The 14052-nt window shown below is 51.7% G+C and carries 7 protein-coding genes; 6 read left to right on the top strand and 1 reads right to left on the bottom strand.

What is annotated here, in order from left to right:
* The first annotated feature begins 82 nt into the window (after positions 1-82).
* The 4 genes from ACO6V1_RS01935 (at position 83) to recD (ending at position 9492) form a co-directional block, all read left to right on the top strand.
* Positions 83-370, top strand: a complete 288-nt coding sequence (locus tag ACO6V1_RS01935; protein WP_422448382.1) for a hypothetical protein — start codon at positions 83-85, stop codon at positions 368-370.
* Between the two features lie 79 nt (positions 371-449).
* On the top strand, positions 450-3761 hold the full coding sequence (recC, locus tag ACO6V1_RS01930; protein ID WP_422448384.1) for an exodeoxyribonuclease V subunit gamma: 3312 nt from the start codon (positions 450-452) through the stop codon (positions 3759-3761).
* Positions 3758-7495 (top strand): exodeoxyribonuclease V subunit beta, encoded by a 3738-nt coding sequence (gene recB, locus ACO6V1_RS01925; RefSeq protein WP_422465577.1) that lies wholly within the window; start codon positions 3758-3760, stop codon positions 7493-7495. Before recC ends, recB begins: the two co-directional genes overlap by 4 nt.
* Positions 7489-9492 (top strand): exodeoxyribonuclease V subunit alpha, encoded by a 2004-nt coding sequence (gene recD, locus ACO6V1_RS01920; RefSeq protein WP_422465575.1) that lies wholly within the window; start codon positions 7489-7491, stop codon positions 9490-9492. The genes recB and recD overlap by 7 nt, the downstream gene beginning before the upstream one ends.
* Before the next feature lie 82 nt (positions 9493-9574).
* On the opposite strand, the gene ACO6V1_RS01915 is transcribed toward recD, so the two are convergent.
* On the bottom strand, positions 9575-10804 hold the full coding sequence (locus ACO6V1_RS01915) for a cation:dicarboxylate symporter family transporter (protein WP_422465573.1): 1230 nt from the start codon (positions 10802-10804) through the stop codon (positions 9575-9577).
* A 281-nt stretch (positions 10805-11085) separates the two neighbouring features.
* Here ACO6V1_RS01915 and nhaC point away from each other — a divergent pair, with 281 nt between their 5' ends.
* Together nhaC and ansA are read left to right on the top strand one after the other, a co-directional pair.
* Positions 11086-12516, top strand: a complete 1431-nt coding sequence (nhaC, locus tag ACO6V1_RS01910) for a Na+/H+ antiporter NhaC (RefSeq protein WP_422448392.1) — start codon at positions 11086-11088, stop codon at positions 12514-12516.
* Positions 12517-12681: 165 nt separating this feature from the next.
* Positions 12682-13695 (top strand): asparaginase, encoded by a 1014-nt coding sequence (gene ansA, locus ACO6V1_RS01905; protein WP_422448394.1) that lies wholly within the window; start codon positions 12682-12684, stop codon positions 13693-13695.
* The last annotated feature ends 357 nt before the right edge of the window (positions 13696-14052 follow it).

Genomic DNA, 14052 nt, shown 5'->3' with positions numbered 1-14052 from the left:
ATCCAGACAATCAACTATCAAAGAAAAGGTAAATTCGGTTATTTGCTAAAATAAGCGTGAGAATAACTATCAGGTAAATACCATGGCAACCGAACAATTTTCCACCGAACAACTTGATGCCAGTAAAAAAGCCATTGCCCGGGCTAAATCATTGATGGATTCAATGAAAATGCTGAAGAAAAAACTGCACCTCAGTGAAGGCTGCGGGCAACGCTTCCTGCAAAAGACCAATCCTGACCTCGCGCTGTTACAAAAAGCCGAACAGGAAATTAATCAATCCTACAGCGGCAAACCGGGGAATAGTCGGCCGACCAGCTCAAAAAATAAAACGGGGTTGTTAAACAATATTCTCCGCAGGGGACAGGCCTGAGTTTCCACCAATCCGGTTGACAGCACGGTGGATAGCGCCGACAGTAGCCTTATCTATCGGTTAATGACGACGTTTCCCTGTGCTGACCATATACCATTCCAATCATCTGGATGTGCTTAAAGACCTTCTGGTCGAGCTTTTTCGCCAAACCCCTCCGAGCAACCCCCTGGAAGATGAACAGATTCTGGTACAAAGCCCCGGAATGGCCCAGTGGCTCAGACTGGAACTGGCGAAAGGGCTGGGTATAGCTGCCGGTGTCAATTTTCCTCTGCCGGCCAGTTTCCTCTGGCAAATGTATACCCGCATCCTGCCGGACGTTCCACGCCGATCCGCGTTCAATAAGGAGTCAATGACCTGGAAGCTGATGGATCTCCTTGACTCCCTGAAACACGACCCGGACTTCTATTCATTAACCCAATACCTGGCGAGTGATGATGACGACATTCGGAAATTTCAGTTGTCCGGAAAAATTGCTGATATTTTTGACCAATATCTTGTCTATCGCCCTGACTGGATTCTGGACTGGGAACAGGGGAATGACACCAGCACAATCACCTCTGACCAGCCCTGGCAGCCCAAACTATGGCGTGCCCTGGTCTCAAGAACAGCTGAACTGGAACAATCCCCCTGGCACAGGGCCAATATGCACCACCGCTTTCTTGAGGCTATGGCCAATAATGATTGCAGCTCACAGCTGCCACTGCGGTTGTTTGTCTTTGGTATTTCTGCCCTGCCCCCGCATTTTGTCGAATCCATCGAGGCAATGTCCAGCCAGTGCGATGTGCATTTAATGGTCGCTAACCCCTGCCAGCACTACTGGGGAGATGAACGGGACCCAAAATATCTGCGCAAGCTGGCAGCCCGTAAACTGCTGGATCAAAAGAAGCAGCAGGATAAAGGCTGGTTCAGTAAAGAGGGATTGTCTCTGGACAACCTGGACGCCATTGGCAATCCGCTGCTGGGCTCAATGGGCAAGCTTGGCAGAGACTACTTCCACCAGCTCCACGGCCTGGATGCGTTTGATATCGATGTCTTTGTCAGCGATCACAAGGATACCCTGCTGGGCAATCTGCAAAAGGACATCTTCGAGCTGCACGACCGGACAGCCCAGGGCCAGAAAACGGCGATGCCAAACGATCAGTCCCTGCAATTCCATAGCTGTCATAGTCCACTCAGAGAGGTGGAAATACTGTATGACCATCTGCTTGATATGTTTGAACAGAACCCGGAACTGACCCCCAAAGACATTGTCATCATGCTACCGGACATCGACAGCTATACCCCGTGGATTCAAGCCATATTTGGCAGCATGGATGACCAGCGTCGTATCCCATGGGCCATTTCAGATGTCAGTGCAAAAAACGAGCACCCTGTCCTGTCAGCACTCCTTAAACTGCTGGAGCTGGACAAAAGCCGCTGCTCCGCCCCGGAGCTTATGGAGCTGTTGGAAGTGCCCGCCATTCAATACCGTTTCAACCTGACCACCGGTGACCTGGACATTCTGAGACAATGGACCCATGAGTCAGGTATACGCTGGGGTTTAACCCCTGCCCACCAAACCCGGTTTGACCTGCCAGAGCTGCAGGCTAACTCCTGGTCATTCGGGCTCAGAAGGATGCTGCTGGGCTATGCCATGCCGGAAAATACCGGCGTCTATGATGATATTTTGCCGATGGATGCGGTTCAGGGCATGTCTGCAGTGCTGGCAGGCTATCTGGCCAGTTTTATTGATAGCAGTGAGCAATTACTCAATGAACTGGATAACACACGAACCATTGAACAATGGATCCAGTTCACTCATCAGCTGCTGGATCGCTTTTTCCTTACCCGCTCGGAAGAGGACGAAGCAGCGCTCACACTGGTCAGGAATACCCTGTCTCACCTCTATGAACAGCTGCAGGAGGCAGGGTACCAGCAAACATTATCACGCAGAGTCTTTATCAGTTATCTGACCGAACGTTTGACTCAGGAGCGCAGCAGTCAGCGCTTCCTCGCTGGCCAGGTCAATTTCTGCACATTAATGCCCATGCGCTCCATCCCGTTCAGGGTTGTCTGCCTGCTGGGTATGAATGACGGTGCCTATCCCCGCAGTATTGCCCCCGCCGGATTTGACCTGATCGCCCGCCATGGCAGGCGTGGTGACCGCTCACGTCGGGTAGACGACCGTTACCTGTTCCTGGAGGCTCTGCTGTCTGCCCAGGATACCTTATACATCAGCTATGTTGGCCGACGGATACAGGATAACAGTGAGCGCATACCTTCCGTACTGGTCACCGAACTGCTCAACTACTGCGAACAGGGTTTTGACCTGAAATCAGAGCAGCTGGTTATCGAACACCCTCTGCAGCCGTTCAGCCACAGAAACTTCTTGAATCAGCCTGAGTCAGGCCAGCGAGGGCACACTTTTCACAGTTACATTAAAGAGTGGTTACCGGCAGCCAGTCGCACTGAAGAAAGGCCAGGCCAGTTTATTCAGACGCGCCTGCCGGATGAAGAGGGAGTTAACCTCAATGACGTTGAGCTTGCCGAGCTGTTGAGATTTTACAGCAACCCCAGTCGCTACTTTTTTAATCGCCGCCTGAAAGTCTATTTCTCCGTTCAGGACCAAGCCCTGGAGGAGACCGAAACATTCGCCATGGAGCCGCTGGAGAATTACCAGCTGAAAGCCGGGATTCTTGACAGTCTGATTAACGAAGAAGCCCCTGAACGTCTTCTCAGCCGACTGCACTCTTCCGGCAAGCTGCCACACTCCGCTTTTGGCCAGATTCTGCTGGATGAGCAGATAAAAGACCTTACCCCAATGGCTGACCGATTAAGCCTACAGTTGGAAGATAGTGCTGACGACCGGGAAGTGAACCTGCAGCTCCCCCACCTCGAACGCCAGCACCCTCCGGTGCATCTGACCGGCTGGCTGAAAGGCTTCTCTGCGTCCGGTATGCTTCGCTACCGCCCCGCCAGTTTTAAAGGTAAAGATCTGATCAGAAGCTGGATTGAGCACCTGTGTCAGTGCACGACCGAAAATCCAACCGTGACCCGGATTCATGACCCGGAGAAGGAGCGCCTGTTGCCGGTCATCCCAAAACAGGAAGCAGAACAACACCTGTCCACACTGATCCATTACTTCCAGATGGGTCAGAACCTGCCGCTGCCCTGGTTCCCGGAAACGGCCTATAGCTGGTTAAAGGCCGATCCGGATGATAACCCGGACAAGGCAGAAAAAGCCGCCGAAAAAGCCTTTGCCGGGGATGATTTCCATGTGCGGGGAGAGTGCAGTGATGACTATATACAGCGGGTCTACCCTGAGCTGACGCCGGTATTTACTGAAATGACCAGCCTTACCAGAGAGATTATGGCTCCTGCGTTTGACTGTTTGCAGGAGGAACAGCCATGAGCCAGTCAACAGCCTTGAGCCAGTCAACAGCCACTGACCAGAACCACCTGGTTCCGGAAACACTGGACCCACACGCCCTGCCCCTGCACGGCGTCCGCCTGATCGAAGCCAGTGCCGGCACGGGCAAAACCTATACCATTGCCAATCTCTATCTTCGCATACTGCTGGGCCATGGCAGCGATAAAACACAACATGAAACCCCGTTAACCGTTGATCAGATACTGGTGGTTACCTTTACCGAAGCGGCCACCGGCGAATTGCGGGATCGTATCCGGGCCAGAATTCACCAGACCCGGGATGACTTTATTGCGGGCAAATCCAGCGACCCGTTTATTCAGCAGCTGATTGAAGATATGGATCAGCCAGAACAGTGTCAGGCACTGCTGCTGGCCGCAGAACAGCAGATGGATGAGGCGGCGATTTTCACCATCCACGGCTTCTGTCAGCGCATGTTGAAACAGCATGCGTTTGAAAGTGGCACACTCTTCTCCAGTGAGCTGATTACCGATACCGAGCCCATGTTGCAGCTGAGTGCTGCGGACTACTGGCGCCGGCATTTCTATCCCCTGGAAAAACCGCTGGTGAAACTGATCCGCAACCTCTGGAAAACACCCAACGACCTGCTGAGTCATTTGCGCAGCTGGCTGCCCCTGTCAGATCTGAAACTGGCCGGAGACCAGGTGCCGGAATCCATGGAGGAGTTCAACAGGGTCTATCTGTCACCCGCCAGGGAGTTGAAGACACTCTGGCAAAACGATCAGGACACCATCGCAGACCTGTTGCGTAACTGTGGCCTGCGTAAAGACCGCAAACCGCTGAAACGTCTTGGCCAAATGAACAGTTTTCTTGCCTCTGACGATCTGATTCCCAATCTGGAAAAAGACAGTTGGGAGATCTACGGCACCGAAGTATTACAAAAGAGCCTGTTAAAAACCGGCAAACTGCCCGAGCACCCCATTTTTCGGAAAATTGATGAATTCCTGGATTTGCCACTCTCTCTCAAGGAGGCGCTTCAGGGCCTGATTACCCGGGATGCACTGCAACATATCAAACACCAGCTGACACAATTGAAAGCCAGCCGCTATCAACTCTCCTTTGATGACCTGCTGACCAACCTGGCCAGTGCGTTGTTTCCTGAAGGTAATCCTGAAGGCAATTGCGAAGAGAAGGCCGGTGACGGCGAGCTGCTGGCCCAGGCAATTCGCAGCCAGTATCGCATTGCCATGATTGATGAGTTTCAGGATACCGACCCTCTTCAGTATCGCATTTTCAACAAGATCTACATGGAAGGCGGTGACCCCGGCGTCGGCCTGTTTATGATCGGCGATCCCAAGCAGGCCATCTATGCCTTCCGTGGTGCCGATATCTTCACCTATATGCAGGCCAGGCAACAGGTACACAGCCATTACACGCTGGCTATCAACTGGCGTTCAAGCAATGCCATGGTGTCTGCGGTGAATACGGTATTCCAGCATTCACCGACCCCCTTTATCTACAACGACAGCATCCCTTTTGAACCCGTTCACCCATCCCCGGGTGCCGCGCAGAAGCGCCTTTATCATGAGGGAGAAGCACTACCGGCAATGACCCTGTGGCTGCAGCAGCCCGTTGATGGACCCACCATCAATGCCGAGCGCTATCTGGATACCATGAGCCAGGCAACCGCCACCGAGATCAACCGCCTTCTCACCGCCGCAGACCAGGGCAACTGCCAGATTCACAACGGTGACCGGCAAACACCTCTACAACCCGGTGATATTGCCGTACTGGTTCGCAGTGGCCGCCATGGCCAGAAGATTCGCGAGGCCCTGGCCGCACAGAATATCGCCAGTATCTACCTGAGCAACCAGGACTCGGTATTTGCCGCACGGGAAGCGTCTGACCTGGAAAAAGTCCTTCAGGCCTGCCTGCAACCCACCAGCGAACGGGTGTTGAAAGCGGCGCTGGCCACCACGCTTTTCCATCTTGATGCCCCGGCCCTGGATGCACTCAATGTGGATGAGCAAGCCTGGGAAAGCGCGGTGGAAGAGTTCACTCACTATGGCGAACTCTGGCAGAAAAAAGGCATCCTGCCCATGTTACGCCAGCTTGTCTTCCAACGGAAAATCGCCGAACGACTGCTCTCATTCCAGGATGGGGAACGGCGTCTGACCGACCTGTTACACATGGGCGAGCTGCTGGCGGCCGCCAGCCTTGAACAGCAGGGAGCATCCGCCCTGGCTCGCTGGTTTTCCGAACAGGTCATCAGACCCAATCAAAACGCCGATGATCAGCAGCTGCACCTGGAGAGCGAGCGGAACCTGGTCAAGATTATTACCATTCATAAATCCAAGGGGCTGGAATACAAGGTGGTCTTTATCCCCTTTCCGTGCCATCTGCGCAAAGCGGATTCCCCCCTGTACCATGACCCGCAAACCAGTGAAACCTGGCTGGCATTAACCCCCTCGGAACAAGCCTCAGCCCTTTCCGAAAAGGAGCGTCTGGCTGAAGACCTGCGCCTGCTCTATGTTGCCCTGACCCGTTCGGTCTACTGCTGCTACCTGGGCATGGCTCCCTACAAATCGGGGAAAGCCGGTAAAGAGGGTAAAACTGATCTGCATCAGAGCGCGATTGGTTACTTGCTCAACCAGGGCTCAGAGATCATCAGTCAGGATCTGAATCTGTTGCTGGAGCATGTGGCCGGGCAATGTGATCATCAACAGATCATGGTTTCTGCACCACCAGCCGACACTCTCCCACCCTATGCTCCAGTGAATACACAAGAAGCGTCGTTAAGCGCACGGAATTTCACAGGAAATATTGAAAGAAACTGGTGGACCACCAGCTACTCGGCACTTTCACGGCATGCATCACATCGCGCTGAGACACCGGCCGTTGCCAGTAATGAATCGCCAGGGTTTGATACTGATGCCATCAATGAACAACATACGGCCCCGGATAACCCGCAGTCTGAAGCCGCCCCTTTAAGCCTGTTTAACTTTCCTAAGGGGGCTCAACCGGGAACGTTTATGCACAGTCTGTTTGAAGAGCTGGATATGAACGCATTGCGCTTTGCAGACAGTGACGCCTATCTCGACAGCTTTCTGGTGGATAGCCACGCCCGGGCCGGTTATGGCGAAGAGTGGCTGCCCGCTACCAAAGGTATGTTGTTAACTTGCCTCAACGCGCCGCTGGATAAAGACAATCTTCGCCTTATAAATCTGCCAGATTCCGCTCGACGGGTTGAAATGGAGTTTTATCTGCCTATCGAACAGCTTAATCCCCAGAGCCTTAACCAGCTGATTGCTCAACACGATTCACTGAGCGCCAGGGCCGGAGAGCTGCAGTTCCACCGTATGAAAGGCATACTGAAAGGCTTTATTGACCTGACCTTTGAATATCAGGGGCGCTGGTATGTGCTCGATTACAAATCAAACTGGCTGGGAAATAACATCAGTGATTATTCCAGGGAAGCCATGGAGAAAGTCATGATAGAGCATCGTTACGATCTGCAATACCAGCTGTACTCTCTGGCATTGCACCGACTGCTCAAACAACGTGTACCGGATTATGACTATGACCGGCATTTCGGTGGCGTTATCTATCTGTTTCTGCGCGGCGTGCAGATGAATGATCCTGAGCAACACGGCATATTCAGCCATAAGCCCTCATTTCAGCTCATTAATGGTCTGGATCGGCTTTTCCGTGGTGAAGATGGCAAAGATAATCAAAAAGAGGAGCTGATAAGATGTTAAATCAGCTGCAGATACTGGAACAACAGGGGATTATTCGAGCCCTGGATTACCAGTTCGCCAAACTGATCCACTCCTTGAATCCCGATCCATTGCTGACTCTGGCCGCCGCCAATGTCAGCTTTGAACTGGGCCAGGGCAATGTCTGCATGTCTCTGGCATCGGACTTCAGCCTTTTTGGTATGGATGGGCAGGAATGTTCCGAACTGATGGATACCGTTGCCATTCCAAAAGACCAGTGGCTGACCCGCCTCAAACGGACTCAGGTTGTGGGTGAAGGCAGTGAACCAACACCCCTGGTTCTGGATGATGGGCGTCTGTACCTTTATCGGTACTGGCAATACGAACGCAGTGTCGCCGGTTTTCTCAACAGCAGAAGCACCGAAACACTGGATACCGATGAAGCCCGGTCGATTTTGCAGAGACTCTTTCACAGGGATTACCACTTTGTCCTGCAACAGTGTCAAGGGAAGTCCGAAGCCGCTCAGAAAGCTGAACTCATCAAGTGGCTGGATATTGAGTCCGTTGATACGCTTGACTGGCAAGCCATTCTAAACTCGGTTAACCACGGCGCTGATACCGATACCCTTGATTCATTGATTCCCGAGTCGGCGTGCCTGAACTGGCAGAAAATTGCTGCGGCACTGGCCGCCAGTCGCTCATTTTCCGTGATCAGTGGTGGCCCTGGAACCGGCAAAACCACAACCGTTACCCGACTGCTTGCCCTGCTTACAGAGCTGGGCCTGAAACGCCAATCCCCTCCGGACATCAAACTGGTTGCCCCAACGGGTAAGGCAGCAGCCCGTTTAACCGAGTCCATTGGCGGCGCACTGGCAAAAATAAACTGCAGTGACACGGTAAGAGAAAAAATCCCGACTCAAGCCGGAACGCTGCACCGTTTACTGGGCGTCATTCCCGGAAAAACCGGTTTCATCCACAATAGAAACAATCGGTTGCACCTGGATATTCTGGTAGTGGATGAAGCCTCCATGATCGACTTGCCACTGATGAGCCACCTGCTGGAAGCATTGCCAGATCATGCCCGGTTAATTCTGTTAGGTGACCGTGATCAGCTTTCGTCAGTGGAAGCTGGCAGTGTCCTCGGTGATATCTGTGCAGCCGCCAGCTTTGGTTACTCAAATGAACAACGCAATCTGCTGGAAAAGTTAACCGGACATGATCTTGCTAAAATGGAGCCTGCACAAACCAGGACAAATCTTGCCGTTTCCGACAGCCTTTGCCTGCTGCGCAAAAGCTACCGCTTTGATGCCCATTCCGGTATAGGGAGTCTGGCCAAAGCCGTAAACAACAATGACCTGCGATCTCTGAAGTCGGTATTTACCTCAGGCTTTGACGATATTGAGCGCTTTTCCATCGCCGGGGACTCTGATTATCAGCAATTGATACAGCAGTCCGTTGAATCCTACCGACACTACCTGGAACTCATTCAACTGACATCAGCACCTCACCATATTCTTGATGCCTTTAACCGGTTTCAGGTGTTATGTGCCTTGCGGGAAGGCCCCTACGGTATTTCAGGGCTGAACGAAGCAATACAAAAAGCCCTGCAAGAAAAAGGCCTGATCGACGTGACTGGACAATGGTATGAAGGCCGCCCTGTTTTGATCACCCGCAATGATCACGGGCTTGGCCTGTACAATGGTGATATCGGGATTACCATCAGAGGCCCTGATGGCCAGCTCCGGATCGCTTTTCAGTTGCCCGATAAACAGGTCCGGCAGTTTCTACCCAGCCGACTTCCTGAGCATGAAACCGTGTTCGCCATGACCATTCACAAAAGCCAGGGTTCTGAGTTTGCGGATGTTGTCATGGTGTTACCGGATAAAGACAGCCCGATCATCACCCGTGAGCTTGTCTATACGGGGATTACCCGGGCCAAATCCAGACTTACGCTCTTCGCCGAAATGGATATCCTGATCAAAGCTGCAAAGTCGCCCACCAAGAGGCAGTCGGGCCTTTATCAGCGGCTGGTTCAATAACAACCAAAACCACAGAGATCACAAAACCCGAAAAGCAAGAGACAAGCTTTTCACAATGTGCTTCATGATCTCTGCGGCTCCATCAAGCCACACTACTTTCAGGCTCCTGCTTACCATCCTCATTGCCATCATCACCGTTAAGGCCAAGCCTCTGGCACAGCCTTGAAAATATAATGGCGAAAGCCCCATTTCCGCTAACATTCATGGCGGTACCAAAGGGATCAAATATCATATAGACGGCGGTAATTAACCCCAGCATCTCATCTGAAAAGCCCATCAAACTCTGCAAGATTGGCCCTACCACAAGAATGACCCCACCGGGCACAGCCGCTACCGAAAATTTGGCCAAAGCGTAATAAAAGCCAAAGATGGCAAAACCCGCCAGATCAGGCAGTGGCATATTGAAAGTATTCAGTGTCACCAGCGCCAGAATGGTCAAACCTATTGCACTGCCAATGGTATGAATATTGACTGTGGCAGGTACGATGGTTCTTGCCATGATGGGATTACCGATATTTCTTTCAGTACTGTCGATTAACACAGGCATCGTGGCGGCGCTGGAGACCGTGCTTAAACCCGTTAACCACGCAGGAAATACGTTGCCCACGTAGGTAATAAAAGCCCGAAATGAACACTTTGCAGCCACAAAAAAGTAGATAAAGAGGTAAGCCAGCTGCGAAACAATAACCAGCAGCAAAATCCTGCCATAAGCCGAGATAGCCTGGCTCAAAATTCCATCAGCATGGAGTTTGTAAGCAAATCCGAGGATAAAAAAAGGCAGTATCGGGATAAAGAAATGTTTCAGGAACCCGCTGGAAACATCACCGGCTCTGAAACAAAGTGCCCTTAGCGGCTGCATATCCAGCAGATTCACCAGCAGGCCTGCAATGAATCCCACAATCAAGGCATTCATATTTGTGAATAGAGGGGGTAATTCAAACACCCACATGGTCGCAAGACCACTGCCATCGAGAGCATCAAGGGTGACAGGCATGGATATCAGCGGCACCATGACACTGCCAATGGTATACCCGGTGAAAATGGCCGTGATATTGGAAGCAAATACCATCATGATCAACAACAGGGCAAACAGCAGAGCATTCTTACCCATTCTGGCGAGACAGGAGACCACAAAGCTGAACACAATAAATGGCAGGACAAAAACCAGCAGTGACTTAATGGTCAGGCTCAGGGTGAAAAAAAATGACTTAACGTCATAGCTCATCCAGGGATCTGTCAGAAAAGGGATCAACAACACCAACAGAAGTGTGGCCGGTAGTTTAATGTTGGCAAGATGCTCAATAATTTTCACGAATCTCCTCTTTCCCGGTAATAAAACTGACTGTGATGAAAACATAGACTTTTTTTCTGCATCGTCAAAATGTGACCGCTCTCTCAGCCTGAAAACTCACAATTTCGAACATATGTTCCAAGAAAAAATTGTCCCAGCTCATTATTTTTCGCTTTTCCGAGGGGACTGTAAGGATTCGCTGTCATTTTCTGACACAGATCAAAAAATATACTTGCCAAATCATTAGGATATGCGCGTTCGATAGCGCATTGATTAAATTAATAACCCCTCGGAGTTCATTCATGGAGCAGAAGATCACGTTACCTTCTATGGGACAGGTGTCCCTGGTATTAGGTACCTTTCTGGTTCTCGCTTTTGCGTTTACCGCCAAACTGAACCTTCCTATTCAATTGGCGCTCTGCATCGGCTGGTTCCTGGCCATGGGACTGGGTGTCAAACTGGGCCACCAGTACAAAGATCTTGAAGCGGCTGCCGCAGAAGGTATCTTCAAAGGCACCGGTGCGATCCTGATTCTGATTGCCGTAGGCGCACTGGTGGGCACCTGGATTGCCGGAGGTATTGTTCCATCGATCATTTACTACGGCCTGAAAACTATCCATCCTTCCATCTTCCTGCTGGCCACCATGGTGATCTGTTCCATGACCGCCCTGGCAACCGGTACCTCATGGGGTGCAGCCGGTACTGCGGGTATCGCCATGATGGGAATTGGTCAGGGTCTCGGCGTTCCTGCGCCGGTTACTGCCGGTGCCATCCTGTCCGGTGTTTACTTCGGTGATAAACTCTCTCCCCTGTCGGACAGTGTTATTCTGGCTTCCTCAATGTCCGAGGTTGAAATTGTTGACCACATCAAGGGCATGCTGCCCATCAGCCTGACTGCTTATGTCCTGACGGCCATCGCTTTCACCGTGTACGGTTTCCAGTTTGGCGGCAGTGCTGATATGGCCCAGGTGCAGGAAGTTATGAACCTGATGGATGAGAACTTCAGCATCTCTTTCATGGCTTTTGTTCCGGTAGTTATCATTCTTTTCCTGCTGGCCAAAAAGTTCCCGTCCTACCCGGTTATCATGCTGGGTGCTGGCCTGGGTGTGGTCTGGGCAGTTCTGTTCCAGGACCGCACGCCCATCGACGCTGTGAACGCCCTGTGGGCACCGTTGACGGTTGATTCCGGCAACGCTTTTCTGGACAACATCCTGAACCGGGGCGGTATGGTGAACATGCTGGGTTCCGTTGCGGTTGTTATCTTCGGCCTGGGCTTTGGTGGCCTGCTGGATAAGGTGGGCATCCTGGAAACCATCGCCCGCACCTTTGAAAACCGTATCACCAATGAAGGCAACCTGACTGCCTACACTGTGGCTACGGCATTCCTGGCCAACGTATTCGGTTCTGCCATGTACGTATCACTGATCCTGACACCCAAGATCATGTCCGGAAACTACGACCGTATGGGTGTTGACCGTCGTATGCTCTCCCGCAGCTCGGAATTTGGCGGTACTCTGACTTCAGGTATGGTGCCATGGTCTGACAACGGTATCTTTATGGCGGGCCTGCTGGGGGTATCTACTTTCGCCTACGTGCCTTACATGTGGATGAGCTTCATCAGTATCGGCCTGGTTGTTGCTTTTGCTTACCTGGGTAAATTCCGCCCGGTGGATAACAAGTATGTGAAACAAGTGGAAGATCATTCAGTCCACGGCCAGATGGCTACTGCCTGATTACTCTCTTCATCATTCATTCCCAGTGCCGCCCGGGTTGTTATCAACAGGGCGGCGTTTTTTTTCAGCCTCTGCCATGCATTGAAGTGATAGACTTGATCAAAGCCCATCACCCAATGACAATCGCCGTTTATACTGTGAGGCTGATCTTAATCAGGAACATTCATGAGCAAGAAAATCTACGTTGCCTACACCGGTGGAACCATTGGTATGCGCCATTCAGATTCCGGCTATGCGCCCGGGGATAACCTGATGGGGCTGCTGGAAGAGAAACTTTCTCCTGATGTGATGGCCAGCCTGCCAGCATTCGAACTGTTTGAATACCCTCAGCTGATCGATTCCAGCAATATCCGCCCGGGTAACTGGCAGCAAATCGCCGCTGATATCGCCAGCCGCTATGAGCAGTTTGATGGTTTTGTCGTTCTGCACGGTACCGATACCATGGCTTATTCCTGCAGCATGATCTCTTTTATGCTGCAAAACCTGCAGAAGCCGGTCATCTTTACCGGCTCCCAGATTCCTCTGTGTGAAGCCCGCACCGATGGTCTGGAAAATCTGGTTGGTGCCCTGACCGTGGCGACTGATGACCGAATCAAAGAGGTTTGCCTGTATTTCAACGGCCGCCTGTTGCGCGGCAACCGTGCCCGTAAACTGAACGCCTACCTCTTTGATGCCTTTGACAGCCCCAACTACCCTTGGCTTGGCCGGGCAGATATCCATGTAGAACTCAATGAAACGCTCCTGTGGCGGCCAAAGGAAGCTGAAAAGTTTCAGCTTGATTGCGACGGTGAAACCCATGTTGGCATTCTGCAGCTGTTCCCTGGCATTACTGCCAGGTGGATGGAGTCAGCGCTGAATCAACCCATGGATGCCTTTATTCTGCGCACTTATGGTACAGGCAATGGCCCTGATGCTGACCACGCCCTGCTGGACACCTTTGCCAGGGCAACCGCTTCAGGAAAATTGATTGTTAACCTGACCCAGTGTCACCGGGGCACAGTTCATCAGGGTAGCTATGCAGCAGGCTCAGCACTGGCCAAAGCAGGTATTGTGGGAGGCCTGGATACCACTACCGAAGCCATGTTCTGTAAACTTCATCACCTTTACTCTCTGGGTCTCGGCACCGACGCGGTTAAAGCCATGCTCAGTGTCAGTCTGGCTGGTGAAGTCTCTATCTGATTGCCATTTCTTCTTGTGATAAGGGTGTCCAGACCACCCTTATTCTTTCCTGCCTTTTCAGCTATCTCCTTCTCCTCAAAAATATCAGTGAACTCTTGCCAAAAAATTCTGTCTACATGGACATTAAATTCAGAATTGCGATGAGGAAACAGGATAATGCTGACAGCACCTACTCCACAAACTATCAGCAGACAAATGACCGAGCCAAAAGTCTGTGTCTATGGAGGTTTCCAATGCGGAGCTGCTGCGGGCTTAGGTTCCGGTATTTTCACAGGGGTCAAAGTCACATCCTGTACTTGCACAAACTTTCTCAAAGACTGTTGCTGCTGTCTCGGAAATATAGATCAGGCAGACCGC

This window comes from Endozoicomonas sp. ALC013, from assembly GCF_049310205.1.
Classification (GTDB): Bacteria; Pseudomonadota; Gammaproteobacteria; order Pseudomonadales; family Endozoicomonadaceae; genus Endozoicomonas.
Note: the sequence above shows the minus strand (reverse complement) of the source record. Positions and strands in the feature narration are given on the sequence as shown.